Raw genomic sequence first — 26,786 nt, 5'->3', positions numbered from 1 at the left:
AATCAGCGATGAGTGCCCTGTTGGCGCCTGGCCCAGTCCAGACTGATCCGACCACGAGTGACGACGGCACCACGGGCGAAGCGCCCATCTCCGACCTGCGCATCCGCGCGCTCGACCCGCTGCCTGCCCCGCTGGGCATCCTGGCTGCGCTTCCGCTCGGCGCCCGCCGAGGCGATCTGGTCGCCACGTCCCGCCGAGAGGTGCGCGATATCCTCATCGGCGAGGACGACCGCCTCCTGATGATCGTCGGGCCGTGCAGCGTGCACGATCCAGGGGCTGCCCTGGAGTACGCCGGCCGACTGGCGCCTGTCGCCAAAGAGTTGACCGAGGACCTCGTCGTGATCATGCGCGTCTACTTCGAGAAGCCGCGCACCACGGTCGGCTGGAAGGGGCTGATCAACGACCCACACCTGGACGGCTCGCACGACGTCCGACACGGTATCCGCCTCGCCCGCGAGGTTCTGCTCGGTGTGCTCGACGCTGGCGTCCCTGCCGCCTGCGAGTTCCTGGAGCCGACCAGCCCGCAATACATCGCCGATGCGGTGACCTGGGGCGCCATCGGCGCCCGCAACGTCGAGTCGCAGGTGCATCGCCAGCTCGCCTCGGGCCTCTCGATGCCGGTCGGGTTCAAGAACGCCACCGACGGTGACGTACAGATCGCCGTCGACGCCTGCATCACCGCGACGAACGAGCACACCTTCTTCGGAGCCGATCCCGAAGGCCGCGTGGCCGCCGTCGAGACCACCGGCAATCCGGACTGCCATGTGATCCTTCGAGGTAGCCGGTCCGGCCCAAACTACTCCGGGGCCGACGTCGCGTCCGCGCTCGCCATAGCCGAGGCGTCCGGCCTGCACGGAGCGGCCGGGACCGGCGTCGTCGTAGACGCCAGCCACGGCAATTCCGGTAAGGATCACGTGCGCCAGGCCGCCGTCGTGCGAGAGATCGCCGAGCGGCTCGCCGACGGCGAGCGTGACATCACCGGGCTGATGATGGAGTCGTTCCTGGTCGAGGGCGCGCAGAAGCCAGGCCCTCTCGACACACTGACCTACGGCCAGTCCGTCACCGACAAGTGCATGGACTGGGACACCACCGAGGACCTCCTGCGGCTCGTGGCCAAGGCGGTCCGCGAACGCCGCGGCTGAGGCACCGGTAGCGTCCACAGCGTACGAAGGACCTACTCAGAAGAACATTTCGATCAACAAGGGAGAGCAATGCGTAAGGTTGTGGTTACCGGCGGCGGCACAGGGATGGGACTGGCAACAGCAAAGCGGTTTGCCGGTGACGGCGACGAGGTTCTGATCGTCGGTCGCCGGAGCGACGTCCTGGAAGAGGCGGCAACTGCCTTTCCGGAGCTGATCAGGCCGTTTGCCGGAGATCTCACTGATCATGACGACGTTGCCCGTCTGGTGGCGGAGCTGGCGGGGGATCCGGTCGACGTCCTGGTGAACTGCGCCGGAGGGCTGATCAAGCGATCCAGCAGCAACGACCTTGCTGCTTCGATTGAACAGTATCGCCGCACGATCGACGCGAACCTCGTCTCGGCCATGACCGTAACCGAGGCGCTCTGGCCTTCTCTGCGCCGCCCCGGCGCCCGGGTGGTCTCAATCAGTTCGATCGCTGCTCAGCGTGGCGGTGGGGGCGCGTACTCCGCAGCGAAGGCCGGCCTTCATGGCTGGTCCATGGGTCTCGCTCGCCAAGGCGGCCCGGACCTCATCACCGTCAACATCGTCGCCCCCGGATATGTCCAGGACACCGAGTTCTTCGGTGATCGAGGCCAGTCGGTCCGACACGACGCGCTGGTGGGCGAGACCGTGCTCGGGCGTGCCGGCCGCCCCGACGACGTCGCTGGTGCCGTGCACTTCCTGTGCTCCGACGACGCATCCTGGATCACGGGTCAAGTGCTCTCGGTCAACGGCGGTGCCTACATGACCTGAGTCTGCTAGCGGGAGCGCGGTGGGATGATCAGGACGAGCTGCTCGACGGCATCGACGAGCAGGAGGCAGACCTTCGCGCAGGCATGGTCGGGCTGACCCGCTGCGACCTCGGCGAAATCTGCCACCGGAGCCTCGAACACCCCGTCCTACCCCAGCTCCACCGATACGAGAGCCCGGCCGTCGGCCGGGCTCTCGTTCGTTGTTGCACCGCCGGGTTACCGCCAGGCAGATCCCGGCCCACGGTTCAGCTGGACCAGTGTCTCCGCGCGCTCCCGCCGGCCGACGTCGTCCAACGCGAGGCCCGACGTCGTCGACGCCGCGCAGAAGACGTCCGACTCCGGCAGGTTCCCGTCGAGCAGGAAGCGCGTCGTGGTGTTCAGCGCGCAGGGGTTGTCGTCGTAGACGTAGACCCCGTGCCCGCCGCTGTCGACGCTGACCAGCCGTGCCCGGTCACCGAACTTCTCGCGGGTGATCTCGCCGCCCCGGTGCGGCGTCGCCGGGTCTCGGAGGTTCTGCAGCACGAGGACGTTCTCCGGCCCCTCGTCCGCGAACTCCACCGGCGGGTCGACCGGGTCGTTGTGCCAGTAGGCGCAGGGCGTGATGTTCGCCGCCGCCGCACCGAACAGCGGGTACCGCTCACGGTCGACGGCGACAGCGCGCCGGTAGGTGCTGACGTCCTCTGCCCAGTCGGTGTCGTTGCACGTGACGGCCAGGAACGAGGCCCAGGCGTTGTCGTAGGGCGACGGTGTCGCCGCACCCGGCTGCCGCGCGGCCTCGCCGGCCGCAGTGCTCGGCACCGTGGCGCCGGGCACGATCGCTGCGGGCGCCGTCGAACGCAGCTTCTCCGCCTGGCTGCGCGCAGCCGCCGCGTCGCCCTCGTCCAGTGCCTGCCAGAGCTGCGCGACCGGCCCGAAGCTCTGGTCGGCGTAGAGCGCGACGAACGTGTAGAACCGGAAGGTCGCACCGTCGATGCCGCCGACGGGCTGGTCGTCGAGCCGGCTCGTCTGGGCGAAGTAGGTCTCTCGCACGTCGCCCGGGGTCCTGCCGAGCCCGTAGCTGTCGTGCCGCTCGGCCGCCCAGGCCGCGAAGTCGGGGAAGCGGTCCTCCATGCCGAGCCCGAACCTGCGCAGGCTGCCCCGGTCGAGCGACGTCGCGCCGAGGTTGCTGTCCACCACTATCCGGTCGCCCCGCTCGGGGAACAGCGAGGCGTAGGCGCCGCCCAGCGCGCTGCCGTACGACGCCCCGTAGAAGCTGAGCTTCTCCTCGCCGAGCGTCTCCCGGATCAGGTCCATGTCGCGCGCGGTGTTGGCCGTCGTCATGTGCTGCATCCGACCGTCCGGGTCGTTGGCCGCGCACTGGTCGGCGATCTTCCGCGCGAACCTGGCCTGCTCGGTGACCGCCGCCGCGTCCTCGGCGTATCGCGGGACGTTGCCCGGGTAGTTCTGCTCGACCGTGAAGCCGCAGCTCACCGGCGCCGAGCGACCGACGCCGCGCGGGTCCATGCCGATCAGGTCGTAGGCGTCCAGGACCGTCGACGGCATCCCCAGCGCGCTCATGTCGGCCGGCTGGGAGAGTCCCGAGCCACCGGGGCCGCCGGGATTCAGGAGCAGCACGCCCTGCCGGTCGGCGGGCTTGGTGCTCGCCAGCCGGGAGATCATGATCTCGATCGTCGTCCCGTCGGGCTGGTCGTAGTCCAGCGGTACGGGGACCGTCGCGCACTCCAGCTGCGCCCGCGCGGCTTCCGGCATGTCCGCCGGACAGGCTCCCCACTCCGGCCCGCTCGTCCGTTCCTCGTCGCCGGCGGCCGGCGCGGCCAGCAGCGCTCCGGCGAGCCCCGCCGTCGCCGCGACGGCCAGCCCGGCCCTGATCGTCCGTCGTGCATCCATCTCGCACCCCTCGTCCGGTCGCTCTTGCTCGACACGTGCGAGATCCACTCCAGACCGTGTTCCAGGAACAGGGTCAACCGGTCAGCTCTGTGACGCGGGTCACTGCGCCGACGGCGGGTCGACGACGGATGTGTCCACGATCACCGTCCCACCGACACCGGCGTCATTGACCTCAACCAGGGTTGAGGTTCTAGCGTCGGACGCATCGACATCTTGCGATGAGAGGACCGGAAATGCCTGTCTACACCCTGCCTGACCTGCCCTACGACTACGCGGCGCTCGAGCCGCACATCAGCGGGCGGATCATGGAGCTGCACCACGACAAGCACCACGCCGCGTACGTGGCGGGTGCCAACGCCGCGCTCGACGCGCTGGCCGCGGCCCGGGAGGGCGGCGACCTCGCCGCGGTGAACCTGCACGAGAAGAACCTGGCGTTCAACCTGGGCGGGCACACCAACCACACGGTGTTCTGGCACAACCTCTCGCCCGAGGGCGGCGGCGAGCCGGACGGTGAGCTCGGGGCGGCCATCACCGACCAGTTCGGCAGCTTCGCGGCGTTCAAGGCGCACTTCGCGGCAGTGGCGACGGGTATCCAGGGCTCCGGCTGGGCGGTGCTCGGCTGGGACAGCATCGGCGGGCGGCTGCTGGTGTTCCAGCTGTTCGACCAGCAGGCGAACGTGCCGCTGGGCGTCGCGCCCCTGCTGATGCTCGACATGTGGGAGCACGCCTTCTACCTGGACTACCTCAACGTCAAGGCCGAGTACGTCAAGGCGTTCTGGAACCTGGCGAACTGGTCCGACGTCGCAAGCAGGCTCGACCGGGCGCGCGCCACGACGGGAAGTCTCATCACCGCAGCGTGACCGTGCGCGACGGTGAAGGGTCGCTCTGGTGGGCGGCGTCGGGCAGCGATGGCTCGCTTTGGTCCCAGCGGCCGAGTCGGTCTAGACTGACGACGCTCGCCCACCTGGGCGAACACCTTTCGGGGCTGTGGCGCAGCTGGTAGCGCACCTGCATGGCATGCAGGGGGTCGGGAGTTCGAGTCTCCCCAGCTCCACCGAAAGATCTGGTCAGAGGCCATTCCGGAATCCTGTAACAGGAGGACGGAATGGCCTCTCGCTATGAGTTCACGGCTCGGGATCGAAGCCCGTCCTGGTCGGACATGTTCCGGACATTTGAAATGTCCCCAAGATGGCCCGCGAATGCGGTTACGACGTCCCCCTCTTCGGGGCGAGATTGGGCATACCGACGCAGACCCCCCGGCGTCGGGCGCTCCAGGACTCGTCCCCTACGGGAGAAGACCGTGACCGAGAAAGCCTTGACCGCGTCACCGACGACGCCGCTCGCCACGACAGCGCGCCTGGTGGCGCTCGACGTCGACGGCACGCTCTCGTTGAACGGGCACATCCCGGACGCGACGGTGACAGCGGTCCAGGCGACTGTCGCATCGGGCCATCACGTGGTGATCGCGACGGGCCGGTCCCTGGTCGGGGTGGCGTCGATCGTCAAGCGGCTCGGGCTGCGTCGAGGCCGCGTGATCTGCTCCAACGGTGCCGTGACCGCGTGCATCGTCGACAGCCGTCTGATCGTCGAGGACGCGGTGCGGTTCGACGCCGGCCGTGTGCTGCAGCGTGCGCGCGACGCGATCCCGGACGCGCTGCTCGCGACCGAGGTCCTGGGCAAGGGCTACCAGGTCAACGCCCGGTTCCCGGACGGGCTGCTCAACGGCCGGCAGCAGGTCGTGGGGCGCACGCCTGACCTGTGGGCCGCGCCCACCACGCGCGCCGTGGTGCACGCGGCCGACGTCGCCCGGCTGGGGCGCGAGCTGGGCTGGTTCGACGTGACCGTCACGCTGGGCTCGACCACCGAGCCCGGTGACTGGCTCGACCTGACGGCGCCGAGCCTCTCGAAGGCAAGCGCCCTGGAGCGTGTTCGCCGTCGCCTGCGCGTTGCCCCGGAGCACACGATCGCGGTCGGTGACGGGCACAACGACCTGCCCATGTTCGAGTGGGCGGCCCGCGCGGTCGCGATGGGGAACGCGCCGGCCGAGGTCCGGTGTGCGGCCGGCGAGGTGTGCGGGAGCATCACCGAGCACGGCGTGGTGGACGTGCTGCGTTCGATCGCAGGTGTGCGACGGAGCGCGCCGTCCGCGGGCTCAAGGCCCAGCAGGACTTTGCCTCCGAAGCAGTAGGCCGCGGCCCGTCAGGGCAGCACCGGCCCGACCGAGACCATCAGGCAGAGCGCCAGGACGGCAACGAGTGAGAACCGGAACATCTGTCGCGCCCAGCGGTCGTCGTCGTCCGCCCGGAGCCCGGCGATGCCGAGCCAGGTCCAGTAGGCGCCGACCGCGCCCATCACCACGGTGTAGACGATCCCGACGTAGCCGAAAACGGGCAGGAGCAGGGTCGAGACGACGAACGCCACCGTGTAGGCCAGGATCTGGATCTTCGTGTTCCGGATGCTCCGGACCACCGAGATGACGGGGACGCCTGCCCTGGCGTACTCCTCGTGCCGGTAGATCGCTATCGAGTAGAACTCGGGCATCTGCCAGAGGAAGACGGCGAGGAAGACGAGCACCGCGCCGACGTCGACCACACCGGAGACCGCCACGTACCCGGCGAGGATCGGCGCGGCGCCCGAGACGCTCCCGACCAGCGTGCCGTGGATCGAGAGGCGCTTCGACAGCATCCCGTAGAGCACGACGTAGACGACGAACCCGCCGAGCCCGACGGCCACGACCAGCCAGTTCGTCCAGGCGACGAGCATCGCCATGCCGACGACGCCGAGCACCACGCTGAAGACGACGGCGGGCCGCGCCCCGATGCTGCCGGTGACCGTCGCCCGCTTCCTCGTGCGGTCCATGACGCCGTCGATGTCGCGGTCGAGCACGTTGTTGAGCACGCACGCCGACGCGATCACCAGCGTCGTGCCGACGACGAGAGCGGCGAACAGCCAGAGGTCCACCTGCCCACGGCTCGCGAGCAGGAAGCCCGCTGCCGCCGTCAGCACGTTGCCGTAGAGCACCCCGGGCTTCGTCAGGGAGTAGTAGCGCGTGAGCGTGTCACGGAAGGTCGTGCCGTCGGCCCGGGCCGCGAGCGCGCCGTCGGTCCCGTCGATACCGGTCAGGGTCGGGGGCTGCTTGATCGCGGTCATCCGACGTGTGTCCGGACCACTACGCGGGAGAACCCGCCGTTCGAGCTGAGGGGTGTTCTCGGATCCACCGGCTCAGCCTACGTGAGCGGGCACCGCCGGATGGTTCACTGGTGGCCTGCACGCCCCTCGGAGACGGAACTCGGAGACGGAAAGGCGCGGCTCGCCGGCGAGCCCAGGTGTCGGATGACGGACAAGGTCGACCTCAAGAAGAGCCTCGACGCCTACCGGGCAAAGGTGGGCCGGTTCCGGGTGCTCGACGTCCCCGACCTGCAGTACCTCATGATCGACGGGCACGGGGACCCGAACACCTCGCCCGCCTTCGCCGAGGCGGTGGAGGCGCTCTACCCGGTGGCGTACGCGCTCAAGTTCGCGGCCAAGCGCGATCTCGGGCGCGACTTCGTCGTCATGCCGCTGGAGGGTCAGTGGTGGGCCGAGGACATGAGCTCCTTCACTGCCGAGCGGGACAAGGCGCGCTGGGACTGGACCCTGATGATCATGCAGCCCGACTGGATAGTCGAGGACATGTTCACCGCCGCCGTCGCGCAGGCCGGGACCAAGGGGCCTCCGGCCCGGCTCGAGGACCTCCGCCTGGAGCCGCTGTCCGAGGGGCGGTGCGTCCAGACGCTGCACGTCGGCACCTTCGACGACGAGGCGGACGTGCTCGCGCGGATGCACGACGAGTTCATCCCGGGCAACGGGCTCCGCATGGTCGGCAGGCACCACGAGATCTACCTCAGCGACCTGCGCAGGGTCGCACCCGAGAAGCAGCGGACGATCCTCCGGCAGCCGGTCGCGACGTCCGATCCAGGACTGGCGCGGGACCCTGGCTGAGACATCTGACGAGAGCGTCGCGCGGCCACGGGGCGGCGCGTTCCGGCTGCTCCGCCGCAACCGTGACTTCCGGGTGCTGTGGACGGCGCGCGCCGTGTCGGTCCTCGGCGACTCCCTCGGTCTGGTGGCGCTGCTCGTCCACCTCCAGGCCGAGGCCGGCGCCGCTGTCGCGGTAGCGCTGCTCCTGCTGGCCGGAGACTGCGTGCCGGGCCTGTTCGGCCCTGTCGCCGGCCTCATCAGCGACCGGTTCGGGCTCCGCAGGGTGATGATCGCCTGCGAGGTGGTCCAGGGACTCCTGGTGCTCGCGATCGCCGCGGCGCTGCCGCCGCTCCCGGTCCTGCTGGTCCTGGTCGCCGCCCGGGGGATCGGCGCCACCACCTTCATCGCGGCCTCGCGCAGCGCCGTGCCGCGGATGGTCGACGAGGACGACCTCGAGGCCGCCAACTCCGCGCTGGGGGTCGGCACCTACGGCCTCGAAGCGCTCGGCCCTCTGATCGCGGCGGCACTGTTCACGTTGAGCGGGATCCGCGGCGTCCTGCTCGTCGACGTCGCGACCTTCGCCGTCTCCGCGCTCGTGCTGGCGCGGCTTCCCGCGCTCGGCAGCGCGCTCCGGGCGGCTGCGGGCGACGGTGCGCCGAGCGACGGTGCGCTGGCCGACGGGGCGCCGCCGGTCGGGTGGTACCGCGAGCTGACGGCGGGCTTCGTGCACCTGCGGTCGATCCCCACCGTGCGCGTGATCGCCGCTGGCTTCGTCGGCGTGGTCGCCTTCAGCGGGGTGGACGACGTCGCCCTGGTCTTCCTGGCGCGCGACGAGCTTGGCGGGAGCAGCTCCGACGCCGCGATCCTCTACGCCGGGGTGGGCATCGGCCTGCTGTTCGGCTACCTGCTGCTCGGCCGCGTGGGCGGACGATGGCCGGCCCTGGGGCTGCTGCTCGTCGGGTTCGTGGTGAGCAGCGCCGGCAACCTGGTCACCGGGCTGGCGGGCTCGATAGCCGCCGCCATGGTGCTCCAGACCCTGCGCGGGGCGGGCATCGCGGCCCTCGACGTCGGCGTCAACACCCACCTGCAGCGCATCGTCCCGCCCGCCGTCCTCGGCCAGGCGTTCGGCACGCTCTACGGCGCCATCGGCCTGGCCGCGGGGCTCTCCTACGCGCTGGGCGGCCTGCTGCTCGCCGCGACCGACGCCCGCATCACCTTTGTCGTCGCGGGTGCGGGCGGCCTGCTCGTCAGCGCTGCGGCGGCCGTCGCGCTCCGCCGTGCCGCTCGCCGTCCGGCGACCTGACGGCGGCCCCCTGATCCCGTGCCAGGGTCAGGGCGCCGCCCTCACGGCGTCGGCCAGCGCGAGCACCGCGGCCCGCGGCCCCGCGTGCACCCGCACCTCGATACGGTGCACCAGGCGCGGGGCCGTGAGCGGCACGACCGCGAGGCCGTCGGGCGGGACGGCGCTCGCCGGCGCGGCGTGCAGGCCATGGCCCGCGCGGACGAGCGCCGCGACCGTGTCCGCCGAGGCCCCGGTGTACGCGGTGCCGCGACGCAGGCCCAGCCTGGCAGCGGACGCGAGCTCCGACGTCGAGCAGGTGGTGCCGGTCGTGCCGAGCCACCGCGCGTCGGTGAGCGCCGCCAGATCGATCCCTGATCGTCGCGCCAGTGGATGGACGACCGGGAGCAGCACGGCGAGCGGCGCCTCCCGCACCACCCGTACGACCAGGTCCGGGCCCGAGCCGGGCAACGGGTCGCCCGGTGCGGCGATGCCGTCGACGACCGCCACGTCGGCGCCACCCGACATGAGGGCGGCGGCTGCCGCGGCGGCGTCGACCACGACGACGGAGGCGAGCCGCCCGGCCACGGGAACCAGCTGCTCCGTGGCCGGCGTGACGGCCACCGAGACCGGCGTGTCCTCGTCGCGCCCGGTCACCCGGGCCACGGCTGCCCGCGCGGCCTGCTCGTGCGCCAGGATCTGCCGGGCGTGCCGGAGGAACTCGCGCCCGGCAGACGTCGGGGCGACCGTCGGACGCCGGGTGAGGAGCGGCGTCCCCGCCGTCCGCTCGAGGCCCGCGACGTGCTGCGAGACTGCGGACTGGGTGAAGCCCAGGGCGCTCGCAGCCCGCGAGAACGAGCCCGTCTCGGCGACGGTGGCCAGGCTGAGCAGGGCACGGGTGTCCACGGCGCCAGTATCTCCCGGTGGACGCTCGGGTATCAGTGATCGCGATCCGGGCATCGGCATTCATCGTTGGACGTGATACGCGGGGGCGGCCCAGCATGGGCGCATGAACCCCACGCGCATCGCACTGATCGGGGACCGCTCGACGGCGGTCCGGGCCCACGAACGGATTCCCGAGATCGCAGGCCGGTACGACGACGTCGACCTGCACTGGCTCTCGACCACCGACCTCGCGCCTGCCGAGGCGGCGGCGTTCGACGGTGTCTGGGTGGTCCCCGGATCCCCGTACGCCGACGAGGACCGGGTCATCGAGACGATCCGCACCGCCCGGACGGGCGGGACGCCGCTGCTGGGCACGTGTGGCGGATACCAGCACATGGTCCTGGAGTTCGCGCGCAACGTGGTCGGCAGCAGGGTGCGGCATGCCGAGAACCCGGTCGCGGGTGCGGCGGCCGCTCCGGGCTCGACCGCGCTCATCACCGAGCTGGCGTGCTCGCTCAAGGGCCGCAGCGGGCAGGTCGACGTCGTGCCGGGCAGCCGGGCGGCCGCGGCCCTCGGCGAGCGGAGCTTCGAGCGCTTCCACTGCTCGTTCGGGCTGACCGCCGCCGATGCCGAGCCGCTGGTCGCGGCCGGGCTGCTCGTCTCGGGAACGAGCCCGGAGGGCGAGCCTCGGGTGGTCGAGCTGCCGGGCGACGCGTTCTGGCTCGGCACGGCGTTCCAGCCAGAGCTGGCGGACGCGCAGCCGCACGCCGTGATCGAGGCGTTCGTGGCGGCTGCCCGGGTGCGTGCGGTCCGGCGCGCGGCGGGCGCCGACGTGGCGGTCGTCCGGTGAGCGGTGCGGTGAGCCGTCCGGTGCGGTACGTGACCGTACCCGGGTACGGCGGATCCGGGCCGGAGCACTGGCAGACGCACTGGGAGCGCGACCTGCCGGCCGTCCGGTTCGGGCCTGCCTCGTGGGACGAGCCCGATGCGGTGGACTGGGCCGCCGCGCTGACCCGCGCCGTGTCGGACGGAGGCCGCCCGGTGTTCCTCGTGGCGCACAGTCTCGGCTGCCTGACCGCCGCGTCGTGGCTCGCCGAGCGCGGGCCCGGCGAGGTGGCCGGTGCGCTGCTCGTCGCCGTCCCCGACGCTTCCGGGCCCGCATTCCCTGCCGCGGCGATGGCGGGTGGCTTCGAGGTCGTCCGGCGTCGGCTCCGGGTCCCGGTCACCGTCGTCGTCTCGGAGGACGACCCGTACGCGGACGCGGGCTGGACCCGGGACCTGGCCGCCGTGTGGGGCGCGGACGTCGTGGGGATCGGGGAGGCGGGCCACGTGAACGAGGCGAGCGGCGTCGGCCACTGGCAGGCGGGGCGGGAGATCCTGCGGGGGCTCGTCGCCGGCCCGGCGTGACGACTCCTCGACCGGGGGTCCGTGCCGAACTAGAGTCGACAAGACCTTTGACCGGCCCGCTCAGCCGTCCCCTCCGGAGGAGTCGCCGTGCGACGCACCTCGCTCGCCACCAGCGCTCTGAACGTCCTGCTGCGCCCGGCGACCGCCGGGCTGCGGACACCTGACCGCACGTTCGACGCGCTCGTCGTCAAGGCGGAGCGGAAGACGAGGGCGGACGCGGCGGCGGTCCCGGAGTTCGTCGACGATCTCCGCCTGCTCCTGCGCTCCTTCGCCGCGTGCCCCGGCCTGAGCCCCATGGGCTGGCAGAGCGTCGTCTCCGACGTCGGCGTCCGCCTGGAGAACCGGCTCCGGATAGACCGCCTGATCCATCAGTTCCCCGAGATCGAGGACGAGCTGATAGCGGACCCCGTGGTCATCGTCGGACTGCCCCGGACGGCGACGACGCTGGCGCACAACATCATCGCCGGCTCGGAAGGGCATCGCGGGCCGGCCCTGTGGGAGCTGCTGTTCACCGACATCGACAGGGGGGAGGGGGCCCGGCGTGCCCACATCGAGGACACCCGGAAGATGGCGCGCGCCTTCATGCGGCTCGCCCCGGCCTTCCGGGTGATTTACCCGCTCGACGCCGAGAAGCCCGACGAGTGCAACTACGTGCTGCCCCACGGGAGCTCCCACCTGGCCCGGGCGGACATGCCCGACTACGACCGCTGGCAGCGCAGCCGGCACTACCTGCCGGACTACGGCTACCTCAAGCAGGCGGTCCAGGTGCTGCAGCACGGCCGCCCACGACGCCGGTGGGTGCTCAAGTCGCCCACACACCTCGCCCACCTGCCGGAGCTCCTCGCGGTGTTCCCGGGTGCGACCATCGTGTGGACGCACCGGGACCCGGTAGCGGCGATCGGGTCGGTGTGCTCGATGGTGGAGACCACCCAGGCGCTGCACGTCCGCCGCCCCGACCCGCACGCCATCGGGCGGACCTGGCTGGAGCTCCAGGCCTCGGCCGTCGGGCAGGCGCTCGCGGCGCGCGCCGAGACCCCGGGGACGTCGTTCGTCGACATTCCCTACGCGTGGCTCGCCGCCGAACCGCACGCGCGCATGCCGGAGTTGTACGACCGGATCGGCGCGGCGTGGACGGAACGTGACGCGGCGAACCTGGACGCCGTCCTCGCGCGCACCCGTCCGGGACGCTCGCACGAGTACGAGCTGTCCCGGTACGGGCTGACGGCGGCGGACGTCGGGGCCGCGTTCGGCGACTACCCGGACCGGTACTGCGCGGCCTGAACCAGGTACGCGGCGCCGGGCCGCGGCGTGGCCCGGCGACATGTCCACCCTGGGTACGACGACGATCCGCCCTGGGTCCGATGGCAGGCGCGCTGCTGGTCGTTAGGTTCGGGCCATGACCACGGTTGACCAGGCTCCGCCCCGCCCCGCTGCGCTCTCCCACCCGGCCGCACGGCTCGGGATCGCCCTGGTCCTGAGCTTTCTGCTGGGCGGGCTGACGTCGTACGCGCAGGGGTTCCTGCCGGACGCGTTCGCCTCCTTCGCGAACTCGGCCAGCGGCTGGACCGTGCTCACGGCGGCGCTCGTGTACTGGTCCCGGGCGCGCACCGGCCCCGCGGCGGTGCTGGGGGCCGCGAGCTTCGTGCTCCTTGTCCTCGGGTACATGGTCGCGTCACAGGTGCGCGGACTCGTGTACGACCCGCTGCTGTTCTCCGTCGTGGGTGTGGTGGCCGGCCCGTTCGTGGGTGTCGCGGCATCGTGGCTGCGGGCCACCGGTCTTCGTGCGGCCTTCGGTGGGGCGCTGCTGGCGGGCATCGGAGTGGGGGAGGGCGTCTACGGGCTCACCGTCGTCGGGGATACGACGAGCCCTGTCTACTGGACGCTGATCGGCGTGGCCGGGCTCGCGCTCCTGGCCGGCCTGCTCGTGCGCCGCATCCGGGGTGCTCTGCCGGTCGCGCTCGCGGTCGGCGGCACGGCCGTCGTCGCGGTGGCGTTCCACATCGCCTACACGAGCCTCGGCTAGGCCGGGACCAGCCGGTCGAGGAGCCGGTCGAGGAGCTCGGCGACCCGCTCCCCGGCGGCGTCGTCCACCAGGAGCAGCTGGGCCAGGCCGCTCGTTCCCACCACGATGAGCTCGGCATCGAGCTCTGCGGTCCGCCCGGCCGACGGCGTCGCGTCCCCGCGGACCCGGTGCAGCTGCTCCGCGATCGCCCGGACAAGGAAGCGCGGCGCGCCCAGCGTGTCCTCCGCGGCGACGTCGGGATCGGTGAGCGCCGCGGCGTGGAACGAGTTCAGGACCACCGTGTCCCGCCGCCGGCCGGCGTCCGTCGGCAGCAGCTCGGTGAGGATCGCGCGGATCACCTCGTGCGGGCCGGGGTCGGCGCCAAGGGCGCTCAGCCGGCGGGTGAACCGCGCGCCGGCGTCGGCCACCACCGCCTGGTGGGTCGCGAGCAGGAACTGCCGCTTGGTGCCGAAGTAGTACTGCACGAGCCGCACCGAGATGCCGGCCTCCGCGGCGACGGACTGGAAGGTGGCTGCCCCGAGGCCGTCGCGGGCGATGACGCGGCGCGCGGCGCTGGTGATCTGCGACCGTCGTTCGTCGTGGTCGGCCAGTCGCGGCATGCGGGTACGCCCTCTCGTGCTCGTGATGACAGCCCGTCGGGCCCTCTTGATGGTACGCCTGAACCATCATAAGTGATACGGTCATATCACCAAGGAGAGGTGGGGCCATGGCCAGGATCGGGAAGTTCAAGAACGACGCGGCGCGGGACGCGTATCTGCGCACCTACGATGCGATGGAGGGGCTCTGGCCCCTGCCGTCCACGCAGGTCGACGTCCCCACCCGCTTCGGGCCGACGCACGTGCGCCGGTCCGGTTCTGGCGACGGGGTGCCGCTCGTGCTGCTGCACGGGTTCGGCGGCAACGGCCTGTACTGGCACGACATCGTCGCGGGCCTCGCCAGGGGCCGGGTAGTTCTTGCCCTGGACACCATCGGAACGGCGGGCCGGAGCGTGCAGACCGCGCCGCTGGCGGGCGACGCGGACTACGGCGTCTGGTTCACGGAGGTGCTGGACGGGCTGGGTCTCGATCGTGTCCACGTGCTGGGGGAGTCGCAAGGGGCCTGGCACGCGACCCTGACGGCGTTACATGCTGCGGACCGGGTGGCGAGCGCCTCCCTGATCGAGCCCAACGGGGTGTTCACCAAGATCCCGCTGCGGGTCCTGGCGAAGCTGATCAGGTTCGGGGCGAACCAGACCGACGCGGGCTGGCGCAAGATGACCGACTGGCTGACGCCAGGGGCCGGTCTGACCGACGTCGAGTGGGCGTGCCTGAAGGCCGCGCAGGCCTACCGGCCCGCGGGGGGCTGGGCGCGACCGCTCAAGGATGCCGAGCTGGAGTCGATGGCCCCGCCCGTGCTGGTGATCTACGGTGCCGAGTCCGTCATCGCGGAGCCGGTCGCGGCGCGGCAGCGGCTCGCCGCGCATCTCCCGAGCGCCGAGGTCGAGATCTACCCCGGCGTCGGGCATGGTCTGCGCGGCCAGATCCCGGACCAGGTCACGACCCGGATCTCGGACTTCGTGGCGCGGCACGACGAGGCGGCGCTCACCGGCGGCTGACATCGAGACCGGCGAGGTGTGGAAGCCGGCAGGCCTCGGCATCACGCCGAAGCCCCGCTGGTCGAGCTTGCCGAGACTGGATCTCGACAAGCTCGACCAGCGGGGCGACAAGCTCGGTCAGCGGGGCTCCGGCCGACCGGTGGGTCCTGGTGTGCTCAGGCCTGGCCGAAGAACGTCCGCAGGTCCTGCACCACGAGCTCCGGAACCTCCAGGGCCGCGAAGTGGCCGCCCTTCGGGTACTCGGCCCAGTGCTCGATGCGCGCGTTGTCCCGCTCGGCGAACGCCCGGATGGTCTGGAAGTCGTCGGCGAAGACGGCCACGCCGATCCGGCCGGTGCTCACCACGGGCTCCGCGCCCGAACGCTGCTCGGTGTAGTGGTAGCGCACCGCCGTCGCGGCGGTGTTGGTGAGCCAGTAGAGGCTGACCTGCGCGAGCACCTGGTCCCGGGAGACGAGGCTCGTGCCGTTGCCGAAGTTCTCGAACAGCTCGCTGTACGCGAGCTGTGCCACGGGCGAGTCGCTGAGCCCGGCGGCGATCGTCTGCGGTCGCGAGCCGTTCATGGCGTTGTACCCGCCCACGCTCTGGAACCACTGCATGTGGCCGAGGGCAGCGAACTCCTTGGGCCCGAACCCGTCCATCTCGCCCTCCGCGCCGGAGGGGAAGGAGAAGAGCTGCAGCACGTGCGCGCCGAGGAAGCCCTCCGGGTCGAGCACTGCCAGCTCGCGTCCGATCATGGCACCGCCGTCGCTGCCGTGGATGCCGTAGGAGTCGTAGCCGAGCTGCCGCATCAGCGTGTCGAAGGTGCGGGCGACGCGGGCCATGGTCCAGCTCCCGCCGTCGGCCGGCTCGCTCAGCGGGGTGCTGAAGCCGAAACCGGGGGTGGACGGGACAACCACGTGGAACGCGTCCTCTGCCCGGCCGCCGTGCGCCACCGGGTCGGTGAGGGGCCCGATCACGTCGAGGAACTCGAGGAACGAGCCCGGGTAGGTGTGGGAGAGGAGCAGCGCACGCGCCCCGGGCTCCGCCGAGCGGACGTGGACGAAGTGCACGTTCTGGCCGTCGATCTCGGTGATGAACTGCGGGAAGGAGTTGGCGCGCTCCTCGACCGCGCGCCAGTCGAACTCGTTGCGCCACTGCTCGACGGACTCGCGGAGGTACGACTCGGGCGTCCCGTAGTCCCACGAGTCGCCGGGGGCGGCCGGGGCGAACCGGGTTCGGGCGAGGCGGTCCGCGAGGTCGTCGAGGTCGGCCTGCGGGATCTCGATCCGGAAGGGGCGGATGTCGGCGGCGGTGTTGTCCTGGGCGTTCTGCGTGGTCTCCATGTCTCAGACATTACGAGCCGTTCAGGAACCGTTCGTTCCTCTATTCTCCGAAGAGTGGAGTAATTTCTCGGACAATTTGAAGGAGCCGCGATGAGTACGACGGCGGGGCGCCTGCTCGCCCTCCTCGGCCTGCTGCAGTCCCGCGCCGAGTGGTCGGGGACCGAGCTCGCGGACCGGCTCGACGTCACCGACCGCACGGTGCGCAACGACGTCGCACGCCTGCGCGAGCTGGGCTACCCCGTCGACAGCGTGCGCGGGCCGGGTGGCCGGTACCGGCTGGGCGTGGGCGGCAAGCTGCCCCCGCTGGTGCTCGACGACGACGAGGCGGTCGCCATGGCGGTCGGCTTGCGCTCCGCCAGCGCCGTCGCGGGCATCGAGGAGAGCAGTGCACGGGCGCTCGGCAAGCTGGAGCACGTCCTGCCCGAGCGGCTGCGCCGCCAGGTGGCCGCCCTGCGCGATGCCACGAGCGCCGGGCCGGTGAACACGAGCAGCAACGTGGAGGACCCCGCCGTCGACCCCGGGCTGCTCACCGAGCTGGCCGCCGCGATCCGCGACCACCAGGGGCTGCGCTGCTGGTACCGCGAGGAGCCGCGGGAGATCGAGCCGGCGCGGCTCGTGGCCTGGCAGCGCCGGTGGTACCTGGTGGGGCGCGATGTCGGTTCGGGGGAGTGGCAGCCGTTCCGCGTGGACTGGCTGGAGCTGCGCACGCCGGGCGGACGGCGGTTCGTGCCCACCGACCCGCCCATCGACCTGACGGAGCTCGTGGTGCGCGAGGTGGCCCGGACGGGCTGGGCGGTGCACGCCCGCATCCTGGTGCACGCACCCGCCGATGAGGTGCTCGCCCGGATCAACCCTGCCGTCGGCACCGTCGAGCCGGTGGACGACAGGACCTGCGTCCTGGTCACGGGCGGCGACAGCATCGAGACGGTGGCCGTGTGGATCGGCATGCTCGGTATCGACTTCACGGTGCGAGAGCCGCAGCGGCTGGTCGAGCACCTGGCACAGCTGTCCCGGCGCTACGCGGCGGCGGTCGGCTGAACGGGCTCAGCCGCGCGTGGCGTGGCCCTGCTCGATGACTGTGGTGAGCCGGTCGCGGGTCTCCGCCAGCTCGCGCATCCGCTCGTCGATCCGGTCGCGCTCGGTGGCGAGCAGCTCGAGCATGCTCGTCGAGGCCATGCCCGAGTCCATGCAGGGCATGATGTCGCGCACCGCCTTGCTGTTGAGGCCGGCGCTGTACAGCAGCTGGATCAGCCGGACGCGGTCGACGGCGTCCTCCGTGTAGTAGCGCTGGTCCGAGACGGAGCGCTCCGAGGTCAGCAGGCCCTGCTCCTCGTAGTAGCGCAGCGCGCGAACGCTCACGCCGGTCTGTCCGGCGAGCTCGCCGATCCGCATCATCTCGCCGGTCCGCACCATCGTGTACCCCTCATGCCGCGTGCCCTTACCTCTGACGTCAACGTCAGATCCTACGGCGCGCATCCCTGCGCGGTGCCCGCGCTCATCTGTGAACCCTGGTTCGCTCATCTGTTAATCTGGCCGGACGTTCAACGGAGTCTGAAGGGCGGCGGAGGAGCACGATGACGGCACTCGACGAAGAGACCGTGGGCGGCCTGGTGGCGTCTGCGCCGGACGGCGCGGAGCTGGTGGTCCCCACCTACGACCGGTCCCGGCTGACCACCGGGATCGTTCATCTCGGGGTGGGTGGGTTCCACCGGGCGCACCAGGCGATGTACCTGGACCGGCTCATGGCCGAGGGCAAGGCGCTGGACTGGGCGGTCTGCGGCGTCGGCGTGCTGTCGAGCGACGCCCGGATGCGCGACGCGCTCGCCGCGCAGGACGGCCTCTACACGATGGTGCTCAAGCACCCGGACGGGCGCCTGCAGGCGCGCGTGATCGGGTCGATCAAGGAGTACCTGCTGGCGCCCGACGACCCAGAGGCCGTGCTCGAGAAGATGGCCTCGCCCGAGGTGCGCATCGTCTCGCTCACCGTCACCGAGGGCGGGTACAACATTCACCACGTGACGGGCGAGTTCGACCTGGCGGGCCCGGCGGTGGCCGCGGACCTGGCCGACGGCGCCGTCCCCGCGACGACGTTCGGGCTGGTCACCGAGGCCCTGCGCCGCCGGCGGGATCGAGGCGTGCCGCCGTTCACCGTGATGAGCTGCGACAACATCCAGGGCAACGGCGAGGTCGCGCGGCGCGCCTTCACCACGTTCGCGCGAGCCAAGGACGCGGACCTCGCGGCCTGGATCGAGGAGAACGTCGCGTTCCCGAGCTCCATGGTCGACCGGATCACGCCGGTCACCACGGACGCCGACCGCGCGCTGGTGGCCGAACGCTTCGGCGTCGACGACGCCTGGCCCGTGGTGGCCGAGCCGTTCGAGCAGTGGGCGCTCGAGGACAGCTTTCCCACGGGGCGGCCCCCGTTCGAGGACGCCGGCGTGCAGGTGGTGTCCGACGTCGAGCCGTACGAGCTGATGAAGCTGCGCCTGCTCAACGCGAGCCATCAGGCCCTGTGCTATCTCGGCTACCTGTCCGGTTACCGGTACGCGCACGAGGTGGCGGGCGAGGAGGTCTTCGCCCGGTTCCTGCTCGGCTACATGGACGACGAGGGCACGCCGACCCTGGAGCCGGTGCCCGGCATCGACCTGGACCGCTACAAGCGCACGCTGATCGAGCGCTTCGCCAACCCGCACGTGGCCGACACCCTCGCGCGGCTGTGCGCCGAGTCGTCGGACCGCATCCCGAAGTGGCTGCTTCCCGTGGTCCGGCACCACCTGGCGACGGGCGGGCCGATCGAGCACGCCGCGCTCGTCGTCGCGTCCTGGGCCCGGTACGACGAGGGCGTGGACGAGGCCGGCGAGTCCATCGAGATCGTCGATCGTCTCGCCGACCGGCTGCACCGGGCGGCGCTCGCGCAGCGGACCGACCCGCTCGCGTTCCTGCGCGACCGTGAGGTCTTCGGCGACCTGGTCGACGACGAGCGGTTCACGGCCGCGTACACGGCGGCGCTGGCTTCCCTGCACGAGAAGGGCGCCCGCGCCACGGTCGAGTCCCTGGTGGCTCGCACCGCGAGGTAGAGCGTCTGTCCGCGGACACCCGCTCTACCTCGCGGAACCTAGGTCGCCGAAGTAGAGCGGGTGTCCGGACGCCGGCTCTACTTCGGCGAATCCTGGGGGCTAGTCCAGGAGGGTTTCCAGGGCGGTGGCCGCCGTCTCGTCTATGACCAGGGTGTTGGCGATGCCGCCGCGTACCGCGGCCACCAGGCCCGGCGCGACGGCGGCGCCGTAGCCGATCGCGATGACCTGCGGCGTCGCGGCGAGCTGTTCGAGCGTCACGCCCACCACGCGCTCGTCGAGGCTGGTGCGGACGGGGCGGCCCTCGGCGTCGAACAGGCGGCCCGAGCACTCGGCGATGGCACCGGCCTCGGTGGCCGCCCGCTGCTCCTCGGCGCTGATCTGGGGGAACACCGTGGACGTGCGTTCGGACCAGTGGCCGATCGCGACGACCGCGACGTCCAGGTGATCGGCCCGCGCCAGCGCGTCGGCGATCTCCGGCTGTCGCCGCATGCCCGCGGCGGTGGCGGCGTCGGCCACGAGGAGCGGCGACCACACCGGCCACGTCCGCACGCCCGGCATCTGGGCGAACGTGCTGATGAGCGCCAGCGAGTTGCCGCTGCCCTCGACGGGCAGCGCCCCGACCAGCTGGACGACGTCGCACTGCGGCAGCCGGCCGATGTGCCGTACCGCCGCCTCCACCGTGCGCGACCACGAGACGCCGACCGTCGCGCCCTCGGCGATGTGCTCGCGCGCGGTGCGGGCGAGCTCGACCGCGACGTTCTCCCGGGTGGCAGTGGTGTCCTCGCCGCTCGCGGCGATGAGGACCTCGCGCAGCCCGAGGCGGGCGGCGAGGCGGGCGCCGCGTTCGCCGTCGGCCCGGGGCGGCGTGATCTCTATGCGGACGACTCCCTCGTCCCGTGCCTGCGCGAGCAGGCGCGCCACCTGGAAACGGGAGATGCCGCGGTGGCGCGCGATCTCTACCTTCGACTTGCCGTCGAGGTAGTAGTCGGTGCTCACCTCGACCAGGAGGTTCGAGATGAGGTTCGAATCGGGATGGGTCACCTGCGTCCTCACTCCCGCAGGCGTCAGCGGGAACATCTGAGCGACTTGTCTGGGAGGGCCTTGCTCACCTGAGCATACCGAACTAGTCTGCGTTTGCAGATGAGCAAGTCATATTCTCAAATGAGCGCGGCGGGGATGTCGCGCAGAGGAGAGGACGAGGATGTTCCGACCTCCGAGGGGTACTTCGGTGAGAGCGACGCTGACGGCCGCCACGGCCGCCGTCGCGCTGGCCCTGACCGGCTGCGCCGGGGCGGGCGCCGTGGGCGGCGGTGACGGCGAGCAGATAGTCGTGGCCATCGTGTCCAACCCGCAGATGCAGGACGCGATCTCGCTGCAGGACGAGTTCCGTGCCGCCCACCCGGGCGTGGACGTGCGCTTCGTGTCGCTGCCCGAGAACGAGGCCCGCGCCAAGATCACGGCGTCGGTCGCCACGGGCGGCGGCGAGTTCGACGTCGTCATGATCTCCAACTACGAGACGCCCATGTGGGCTGAGAACGGCTGGATCGAGAACCTGCAGCCGTACATCGATGCCACCGCCGGGTACGACGCCGAGGACTTCGTCCCCAGCGTCCGCGAGGCCCTCTCGCACGACGGCGACATGTACTCGGTGCCGTTCTACGGGGAGTCGTCGTTCCTGGCCTACCGCACCGACCTGTTCGAGCAGGCGGGGCTCGAGATGCCGGCGAACCCGACGTGGGACGAGGTGCGCGAGCTGGCGGCCGAGCTGAACGCTCCTGAGGAGGACTTCTCCGGCATCTGCCTGCGCGGCCTGGCCGGCTGGGGTGAGGTGATGGCCCCGATGACCACCGCCATCAACACGTTCGGCGGCGGCTGGTTCGACGAGGACTGGAACGCGACCCTCGACTCTCCCGAGAGCAGGGAGGCCATCGAGACCTACATCGACACGCTGCAGACCTCCGGCCAGCCGGGCGCCGCGACGTCGGGCTTCGGCGACTGCCTCACCCGCTTCGCCCAGGGCCAGTCGGCCATGTGGTACGACGCGACCTCGATGGTCTCCTCGGTCGAGGACCCCGCGTCGTCGACGGTGGCGGGCAAGGTGGGCTACGCCCCGGCGCCCGTCGCCGAGACCGAGTCGGCGGGCTGGCTCTACAGCTGGTCGCTGGCGATCCCGTCGACCAGCGAGCACAAGGACGCCGCCTGGGACTTCGTGTCCTGGATGACGGACAAGGAGTACATCAAGCTGGTCGGCAACGAGATCGGCTGGGAGCGGGTGCCGCCGGGCAGCCGGCTGTCCACCTACGAGCTCCCGGAGTACGCGGAGGTCTCCGAGGCCTACGCGGACGCGACGCTCGACTCGATGAACGGGGCCACGCAGGCGGGCGCGATGACCCACGAGGTGCCGTACCCCGGCATCCAGTTCGTCGGGATCCCCGAGTTCCAGGACCTCGGCACGCGTGTCGGCCAGCAGATGTCCGCCGCGATCGCCGGGCAGATCACCGTGGACGAGGCCATCGCGCAGTCCCAGCGGTACGCCGAGACGGTGGCGGAGACCTACCAGGCAGAGGAGGGGCAATGAGCACCTCGACCATCGACCGGCTCGAAGGCTCACGCCGGGCGGCACGCAACGAGGCGTCGTCGCGGCCGATCAGCCGTGCGGAGGCGTGGCGCCGGCGTGGCCCGCTGCTGCCCGCGCTGATCTTCACGGTCATCGTCACGCAGCTGCCGTTCCTGCTGACCATCTGGTACTCGCTGCACTCCCGGAACCTGCTGCGGCCCGAGTCCGACCTGTTCGTGGGCCTGTCGAACTACGTCGACATCGCCGTCGACTCGACGTTCCGCCAGACCGCGTGGAACTCGGTGGTCATCACCCTCGGCTGCGTGCTGGTGGCGATGGTCCTGGGGATCGTGCTCGCGCTGCTGCTCGACCGGCCCTTCTTCGGGCGCGGCGTCGCCCGCACCATGCTCATCACGCCGTTCCTCGTGATGCCGGTGGCGACCTCGGTGCTGTGGTCGATCGCGCTGCTGAACCCGACGTACGGCCTGTTCAACTGGACCCTCGGCCTGTTCGGCATCGAGGCGGTCGACTGGACGTCGACCTACCCCGTGATCGCGATCCTGATGGCCCTGGTGTGGCAGTGGACGCCGTTCATGATGCTGCTCGTGCTCGCCGGCCTGCAGGCCCAGCCGAAGGACGTGCTCGAGGCGGCCTCCGTCGACGGCGCCGGCACGTGGCTCACCTTCCGGCTGATCACGCTGCCGCACCTGCGCCGGTACATCGAGCTGGGCGTGCTGCTGGGGATCATCTACGTGGTCAACACGTTCGACCAGATCTACCTGATGACGGCGGGCGGGCCCGGTACGGCCAGCGCCAACCTGCCGTTCTACATCTACCAGCGTGCGTTCCTCGGGTTCGACGTCGGGCAGGCCGCCGCCATGGGCGTCGTCGTCGTGATCGCCACGATCATCGTGGCCTCCGCCGCGCTGCGCCTGATCTTCCGCAGCTTCGAAGTGAAGGAGTGACCATGTCTGTCGCTACTCCCGTGGCCACCTCGCGGACGACCGACGCCCGGCGCGGCGCGAACCGCCGCGTCTCCGGCGGCTTCCTGACCACCCTGACCTGGCTGCTCGCCATCGGGTTCTTCTTCCCGGTCGCCTGGATGGCCATGACGGCGTTCAAGCAGGAGAACCAGGCCGCTTCCGACCCGCCGACGTGGTTCTTCACGCCGACCCTCGACCAGTTCCGGGCGGTGCTCGAGGGCGGCACGATGGTCTACGTGGGCAACTCGGTGATCGCTACCGGGGTCTCGACGGTCCTGGTGCTGCTGCTCGGCGTGCCGGCGGCGTACGCGCTCTCGATCCGGCCGGTGCAGAAGGTCAGCGACGTGCTGTTCTTCTTCATCTCCACCAAGATGCTGCCGGTCGTGGCCGTGATCGTGCCCATCTACGTGATCGCCGGCCAGCTCAAGGTGCTCGACAACATCTGGACCCTCGTGGTGCTGTACACCGCGATGAACCTGCCGATCGCGGTGTGGATGATGCGGTCGTTCTTCATCGAGGTGCCCGGTGAGGTGCTCGAGGCGGCGTCGATAGACGGGGCGGGCCTGATGCGCACCATGCGGTCCGTGCTGCTGCCGATGGTGGCGCCCGGCATCGCGGCCACGGCGCTCATCTGCGTGATCTTCGCCTGGAACGAGTTCTTCTTCGCGCTCAACCTGACGGCGTCCCAGGCGGCGACCGTGCCGGTGCTCATCGTGTCGACCATGACGAGCGAGGGGCTGTTCCTCGCGCGGCTCAGCGCGGCGGCCCTCCTGGCGTCGCTCCCAGTGATCCTGGCGGGCTGGATCGCCCAGAAGCAGCTGGTCCGCGGCTTGTCGATGGGAGCGATCAAGTAGCCCGCCCCGACACCCTGGCCAGATGACCATGCACCTGCTGCCAGGATCGATCTGATCCTGGCAGCAACTGCATGGTCAGGCGCGGTGAGATTTCACCCGGAATTTACGCAAACCGGTCCAAGTTGAGGGGTTTGCGTGGGAGTGTGACTGACGCACCGTCGCCCGCAGGGGGTCGCGGGCCGATTCATACGGAGGTCGACGATGCGCACACGTCTCGGACGGGCTTGGGGGAGCGGGCTCTCCGCACTCGTGGTTGCTGCCGGAGTGCTGGTGGCACCGGGCGCCGTCGCGCAGGAGGACGCCACGCGGACCGTGGCCGCCATCCCGGCCGGCTACTACGACGGCACAGCCGGCCTCTCGGGCGAGGCGCTGAAGTCCGAGCTCAACGACATCATCAGCGGGAACACCCGGCTGTCGTACAGCCAGGTGTGGACCGCGCTGATGGTCACCGACCAGGACCCTGCCAACTCCAACAACGTGATCCTCCTGTACGGCGGCCAGTCGCGTGCGAAGAGCCTCAACGGCGGCGACGTCGGCGACTGGAACCGTGAGCACGTGTGGGCCCAGTCGCACGGCAACTTCGGCACGTCGGCCGGCCCTGGCACGGACCTGCACCACCTGCGGCCCGAGGACGTGCAGGTGAACGGCATCCGCGGCAACAAGGACTTCGACAACGGCGGGAGCGCCGTCAGCGGCGCGCCGGGAAGCCTCACCGACTCCAACTCCTTCGAGCCCCGGGACGCGGTCAAGGGCGACGTCGCGCGCATGATCCTCTACATGGCGGTGCGCTACGAGGGCGAGGAGGGCTTCGTCGACCTGGAGACCAACGACGCGGTCACCAACGGGACGGTCCCGTTCCACGGCAGGATCTCGGTGCTGCTGGACTGGAACAACGAGGACCCCGTGTCGGCGTTCGAGGCCAACCGGAACGACGTCATCTACGAGGACTACCAGGGCAACCGCAACCCGTTCATCGACCACCCGGAGTGGGCGGACGCGATCTGGGGCTGATCCCGACGGAACTGTCAGACCCTGGTGACGCCATGGCGTCACCAGGGTCTGACAGCTCGTGCCTGTAGCCGCATCAGGGCGGGGTAACTACCCTGGGGGAGAGGGCTTGCCGGCGTGGGCAGGGCACCGGGCAGGCGACTCGCACGGAGGGTCGGAGGGTCAGCGTGTCTAACGAACGCAGATCGGTAGTGAACAGGTCCGCGCCGCGGGTGCCGCCGCGGTGGTTCGTCCGCACCATGTGGGGGCTGCATCGCGGCCTGTACCGGATCACGGCCGGCCGGGTAGGGCTCCGCAAACCGCGGGGACGCAGCTGGGGAACGCTCCGCCTGACGACCACCGGGCGCAGCACGGGGTGCGAGCACAGCGTGATCCTCGCCTATGTAGAGGACGGCCCCGACCTCGTCTGCCTGGCGATGAACGGCTGGGCCGACGGCGAGCCGTCCTGGTGGCTCAACCTGCAGGTGCACGCCGAGGCCACGGTGGACCTGGCCGACGGGTCCCGGTTCGTGCAGGCGCACGCCGCGCAGGGCATCGAGCGCGAACGCCTGTGGGCCAGGTGGCAGGAGGTCGACGCGAACCTGGACGCCTACGCGGCGCTCCGCTCGACCGAGACCGCGGTGGTCGTCCTGGAACCGCGGCCCGAGCCGCGGCGGCCGTCATAGCGTCGCCGTCATAGCGTCGCCGTCGCGACCGGATCCTCCTGCCCGTCGACGGTGATCTCGATGCGGTTGACCTCCGTCAGCGGTACCGACGACGACGCGCCCAGGTCCGTCGCCGTGCCACCCGACCACGACCAGGTCCCCGCGACGGTGCGCGCTCCGTCCTGACCGACCAGCACCAGCTCGTACTTGATCGGCTCCGGCGGCGTGTAGTCGGGATCCGGCTGCTCCCCGGGCTCAGGCGGGTAGTCGCAGCTCCACTCGAGGCTCGTGCCCCAGTCGGTGGGTGTGACGACCAGGTCGGCGCGCATCCTGGCGTCGCCCACCGGGCGCAGCTCGATGGTGCGCGCACCGGCAACGGCTGCCGACGGCGGCGTCGTGCCCACACCGTCCGGCGCGAACAAGCCGCTGCCCGCGAGCGTCGAACCGCCGATCGCCCCGGCGACCACCAGGGCTGACGCCGCGACGGCCAGCAGCGACCGGCGTCGGGTGCGGGACCTGCGGGCCGCGCCGGCGAGGCTCGTGAGCGAGACCACCGGCGCAAGCCCGGGGTCGACGTCGTACGGGACCGGCCCGTCGTCGTCGGGCAGACCCGCTCCGGGTACCTCGGCGACGAGCGCTTCCGCGTGCCCCGCTGTCAGCGTGCTGAGCAGGCCTGGCATGCCGGCGAGCTCGGCGACGGCGGCGCGGCACGCGGCGCACTCGGCCAGGTGCCGCTCGTAGGCGCGCCGGTCGCTCGGGCTCAGGGCGCCCAGCACGTACGCCGCGTCCCACTCGGCGTACTGGTCGCCGCCGTGTCCTCCCTCTGCCGGGATCATGAGGTAACTCCTTTCTCCTGCAGGGCCAGGCGCAGCGCGCGCAGGCCGTAGTGCAGACGCGACTTCACCGTTCCGGGTGCGATGCCCAGCTCGGTCGCGAGCTCGGCCACCGAGCGGCCGCCGTAGTAGGCGCCCACGACGACCGCTCGGTGCGCCGGCGAGAGTGACACGAGCGCGTCGGCGACGAGCCATGAGTCGAGCACGGCCTGGGTCGTGTCCCGTTCCTCGCGGTCAGGGACGTGACCTGTGGCCCGCTCGCGGGTGCGCCGGGCGCTGCGGAGGTGGTCGACCGAGAGGTTGCGCGCGACCGTGAACAGCCACGCGCGCACCGACTCCTCCGACCGTTCGAGCACCTCGGGGTGCCGCCACGCACGCAGCAGGGTCTCCTGCACGACGTCGCGCGCCTCCTCCTCGTCGCCCGTGCGGCGCACGACGTACCGGTACAGCGCACCGGCGTGCGTGTCGTGCACCGCGGCGAGGAGCTGGTCCTCGGCGCCCGCGGGCGGGTCACCTGTGGTCACGGTCCCGTCGCCTCCG

27 protein-coding genes and 1 tRNA gene are annotated in these 26,786 nt (G+C 71.2%); 19 read left to right on the top strand and 9 right to left on the bottom strand.

Features of this window, described 5'->3' with window-relative positions; all coding sequences use genetic code 11:
- Positions 1 to 8: 8 nt before the first annotated feature.
- A complete protein-coding gene (locus ACFO6V_RS10790; RefSeq protein ID WP_377135085.1) occupies positions 9 to 1,142 on the top strand; it encodes a 3-deoxy-7-phosphoheptulonate synthase in 1,134 nt (377 codons plus the stop codon).
- A gap of 69 nt (positions 1,143 to 1,211) precedes the next feature.
- Entirely contained in the window at positions 1,212 to 1,934 is a 723-nt protein-coding gene (locus tag ACFO6V_RS10785; protein ID WP_377135083.1) for an SDR family NAD(P)-dependent oxidoreductase, read from the top strand.
- Between the two features lie 215 nt (positions 1,935 to 2,149).
- On the opposite strand, the gene ACFO6V_RS10780 is transcribed toward ACFO6V_RS10785, so the two are convergent.
- A complete protein-coding gene (locus ACFO6V_RS10780) occupies positions 2,150 to 3,820 on the bottom strand; it encodes an alpha/beta hydrolase (RefSeq protein WP_377135081.1) in 1,671 nt (556 codons plus the stop codon).
- A 233-nt stretch (positions 3,821 to 4,053) separates the two neighbouring features.
- On the opposite strand from ACFO6V_RS10780, the gene ACFO6V_RS10775 reads away from it, so the two are divergent.
- From ACFO6V_RS10775 to ACFO6V_RS10765, 3 genes are all read left to right on the top strand, one after another.
- Complete coding sequence (locus ACFO6V_RS10775) at positions 4,054 to 4,680, top strand: superoxide dismutase (protein ID WP_377135079.1); 627 nt, start codon at positions 4,054 to 4,056, stop codon at positions 4,678 to 4,680.
- Between the two features lie 121 nt (positions 4,681 to 4,801).
- Positions 4,802 to 4,874, top strand: a tRNA-Ala gene (locus ACFO6V_RS10770).
- A gap of 246 nt (positions 4,875 to 5,120) precedes the next feature.
- Positions 5,121 to 6,008: an HAD family hydrolase gene (locus ACFO6V_RS10765; protein ID WP_377135077.1), complete on the top strand. Its 888-nt coding sequence runs from the start codon at positions 5,121 to 5,123 to the stop codon at positions 6,006 to 6,008.
- Between the two features lie 11 nt (positions 6,009 to 6,019).
- Here ACFO6V_RS10765 and cyoE read toward each other — a convergent pair whose 3' ends face one another.
- Positions 6,020 to 6,970 carry a heme o synthase gene (cyoE, locus tag ACFO6V_RS10760; protein WP_377135075.1) on the bottom strand — a complete coding sequence of 317 codons (951 nt, stop codon included), beginning with the start codon at positions 6,968 to 6,970 and terminating at the stop codon, positions 6,020 to 6,022.
- Between the two features lie 183 nt (positions 6,971 to 7,153).
- Here cyoE and ACFO6V_RS10755 point away from each other — a divergent pair, with 183 nt between their 5' ends.
- Complete coding sequence (locus tag ACFO6V_RS10755) at positions 7,154 to 7,801, top strand: GyrI-like domain-containing protein (protein WP_377135073.1); 648 nt, start codon at positions 7,154 to 7,156, stop codon at positions 7,799 to 7,801.
- Entirely contained in the window at positions 7,773 to 9,083 is a 1,311-nt protein-coding gene (locus tag ACFO6V_RS10750; protein WP_377135213.1) for an MFS transporter, read from the top strand. Before ACFO6V_RS10755 ends, ACFO6V_RS10750 begins: the two co-directional genes overlap by 29 nt.
- A 27-nt stretch (positions 9,084 to 9,110) precedes the next feature.
- On the opposite strand, the gene ACFO6V_RS10745 is transcribed toward ACFO6V_RS10750, so the two are convergent.
- Complete coding sequence (locus tag ACFO6V_RS10745) at positions 9,111 to 9,965, bottom strand: LysR family transcriptional regulator (protein ID WP_377135071.1); 855 nt, start codon at positions 9,963 to 9,965, stop codon at positions 9,111 to 9,113.
- A 103-nt stretch (positions 9,966 to 10,068) separates the two neighbouring features.
- Here ACFO6V_RS10745 and ACFO6V_RS10740 point away from each other — a divergent pair, with 103 nt between their 5' ends.
- From ACFO6V_RS10740 to ACFO6V_RS10725, 4 genes are all read left to right on the top strand, one after another.
- A complete protein-coding gene (locus tag ACFO6V_RS10740) occupies positions 10,069 to 10,794 on the top strand; it encodes a glutamine amidotransferase-related protein (RefSeq protein WP_377135069.1) in 726 nt (241 codons plus the stop codon).
- Between the two features lie 29 nt (positions 10,795 to 10,823).
- A complete protein-coding gene (locus tag ACFO6V_RS10735) occupies positions 10,824 to 11,351 on the top strand; it encodes an RBBP9/YdeN family alpha/beta hydrolase (protein WP_377135067.1) in 528 nt (175 codons plus the stop codon).
- 87 nt (positions 11,352 to 11,438) lie between these two features.
- Positions 11,439 to 12,632, top strand: a complete 1,194-nt coding sequence (locus ACFO6V_RS10730) for a sulfotransferase family protein (protein WP_377135065.1) — start codon at positions 11,439 to 11,441, stop codon at positions 12,630 to 12,632.
- A gap of 115 nt (positions 12,633 to 12,747) precedes the next feature.
- The gene (locus ACFO6V_RS10725; RefSeq protein WP_377135062.1) at positions 12,748 to 13,374 is read left to right on the top strand and encodes a DUF6518 family protein; all 627 of its coding nucleotides are present in this window, start codon (positions 12,748 to 12,750) and stop codon (positions 13,372 to 13,374) included.
- Here the strand turns inward: ACFO6V_RS10725 and ACFO6V_RS10720 are convergent.
- Complete coding sequence (locus ACFO6V_RS10720; RefSeq protein ID WP_377135060.1) at positions 13,371 to 13,973, bottom strand: TetR/AcrR family transcriptional regulator; 603 nt, start codon at positions 13,971 to 13,973, stop codon at positions 13,371 to 13,373. The two genes, ACFO6V_RS10725 and ACFO6V_RS10720, sit on opposite strands and share 4 nt — an antisense overlap.
- Before the next feature lie 107 nt (positions 13,974 to 14,080).
- Here ACFO6V_RS10720 and ACFO6V_RS10715 point away from each other — a divergent pair, with 107 nt between their 5' ends.
- On the top strand, positions 14,081 to 14,968 hold the full coding sequence (locus tag ACFO6V_RS10715) for an alpha/beta fold hydrolase (RefSeq protein WP_377135058.1): 888 nt from the start codon (positions 14,081 to 14,083) through the stop codon (positions 14,966 to 14,968).
- Positions 14,969 to 15,123: 155 nt separating this feature from the next.
- On the opposite strand, the gene ACFO6V_RS10710 is transcribed toward ACFO6V_RS10715, so the two are convergent.
- Positions 15,124 to 16,290: an epoxide hydrolase family protein gene (locus tag ACFO6V_RS10710; RefSeq protein WP_377135056.1), complete on the bottom strand. Its 1,167-nt coding sequence runs from the start codon at positions 16,288 to 16,290 to the stop codon at positions 15,124 to 15,126.
- A 90-nt stretch (positions 16,291 to 16,380) separates the two neighbouring features.
- Here ACFO6V_RS10710 and ACFO6V_RS10705 point away from each other — a divergent pair, with 90 nt between their 5' ends.
- A complete protein-coding gene (locus tag ACFO6V_RS10705) occupies positions 16,381 to 17,328 on the top strand; it encodes a helix-turn-helix transcriptional regulator (RefSeq protein WP_377135054.1) in 948 nt (315 codons plus the stop codon).
- Between the two features lie 6 nt (positions 17,329 to 17,334).
- On the opposite strand, the gene ACFO6V_RS10700 is transcribed toward ACFO6V_RS10705, so the two are convergent.
- Complete coding sequence (locus tag ACFO6V_RS10700) at positions 17,335 to 17,703, bottom strand: MerR family transcriptional regulator (RefSeq protein WP_377135052.1); 369 nt, start codon at positions 17,701 to 17,703, stop codon at positions 17,335 to 17,337.
- Positions 17,704 to 17,864: 161 nt separating this feature from the next.
- On the opposite strand from ACFO6V_RS10700, the gene ACFO6V_RS10695 reads away from it, so the two are divergent.
- On the top strand, positions 17,865 to 19,367 hold the full coding sequence (locus ACFO6V_RS10695) for a mannitol dehydrogenase family protein (protein WP_377135050.1): 1,503 nt from the start codon (positions 17,865 to 17,867) through the stop codon (positions 19,365 to 19,367).
- A gap of 99 nt (positions 19,368 to 19,466) precedes the next feature.
- On the opposite strand, the gene ACFO6V_RS10690 is transcribed toward ACFO6V_RS10695, so the two are convergent.
- The gene (locus ACFO6V_RS10690) at positions 19,467 to 20,408 is read right to left on the bottom strand and encodes a sugar-binding transcriptional regulator (protein ID WP_377135048.1); all 942 of its coding nucleotides are present in this window, start codon (positions 20,406 to 20,408) and stop codon (positions 19,467 to 19,469) included.
- Positions 20,409 to 20,595: 187 nt separating this feature from the next.
- Between ACFO6V_RS10690 and ACFO6V_RS10685 the strand changes: the two genes are divergently transcribed.
- The 5 genes from ACFO6V_RS10685 to ACFO6V_RS10665 all read left to right on the top strand — a co-directional run bounded on the left by ACFO6V_RS10685 (position 20,596) and on the right by ACFO6V_RS10665 (position 25,434).
- Complete coding sequence (locus ACFO6V_RS10685; protein ID WP_465264110.1) at positions 20,596 to 21,945, top strand: ABC transporter substrate-binding protein; 1,350 nt, start codon at positions 20,596 to 20,598, stop codon at positions 21,943 to 21,945.
- Positions 21,942 to 22,889 carry a carbohydrate ABC transporter permease gene (locus ACFO6V_RS10680; protein ID WP_377135044.1) on the top strand — a complete coding sequence of 316 codons (948 nt, stop codon included), beginning with the start codon at positions 21,942 to 21,944 and terminating at the stop codon, positions 22,887 to 22,889. The genes ACFO6V_RS10685 and ACFO6V_RS10680 overlap by 4 nt, the downstream gene beginning before the upstream one ends.
- A 2-nt stretch (positions 22,890 to 22,891) precedes the next feature.
- Positions 22,892 to 23,761 (top strand): carbohydrate ABC transporter permease, encoded by an 870-nt coding sequence (locus ACFO6V_RS10675; RefSeq protein WP_377135042.1) that lies wholly within the window; start codon positions 22,892 to 22,894, stop codon positions 23,759 to 23,761.
- A gap of 201 nt (positions 23,762 to 23,962) precedes the next feature.
- The gene (locus ACFO6V_RS10670; RefSeq protein ID WP_377135040.1) at positions 23,963 to 24,772 is read left to right on the top strand and encodes an endonuclease I family protein; all 810 of its coding nucleotides are present in this window, start codon (positions 23,963 to 23,965) and stop codon (positions 24,770 to 24,772) included.
- Between the two features lie 164 nt (positions 24,773 to 24,936).
- On the top strand, positions 24,937 to 25,434 hold the full coding sequence (locus ACFO6V_RS10665; RefSeq protein WP_377135038.1) for a nitroreductase/quinone reductase family protein: 498 nt from the start codon (positions 24,937 to 24,939) through the stop codon (positions 25,432 to 25,434).
- Positions 25,435 to 25,442: 8 nt separating this feature from the next.
- Here ACFO6V_RS10665 and ACFO6V_RS10660 read toward each other — a convergent pair whose 3' ends face one another.
- Positions 25,443 to 26,249 carry an anti-sigma factor gene (locus ACFO6V_RS10660; RefSeq protein ID WP_377135036.1) on the bottom strand — a complete coding sequence of 269 codons (807 nt, stop codon included), beginning with the start codon at positions 26,247 to 26,249 and terminating at the stop codon, positions 25,443 to 25,445.
- Positions 26,246 to 26,770, bottom strand: a complete 525-nt coding sequence (locus tag ACFO6V_RS10655) for a sigma-70 family RNA polymerase sigma factor (protein ID WP_357445433.1) — start codon at positions 26,768 to 26,770, stop codon at positions 26,246 to 26,248. Before ACFO6V_RS10655 ends, ACFO6V_RS10660 begins: the two co-directional genes overlap by 4 nt.
- Positions 26,771 to 26,786 lie beyond the last annotated feature (16 nt).

The sequence above is a fragment of the Promicromonospora alba genome (genome assembly GCF_042654905.1).
In the GTDB taxonomy this organism is placed as follows: domain Bacteria; phylum Actinomycetota; class Actinomycetes; order Actinomycetales; family Cellulomonadaceae; genus Promicromonospora; species Promicromonospora alba.
Note: the sequence above shows the minus strand (reverse complement) of the source record. Positions and strands in the feature narration are given on the sequence as shown.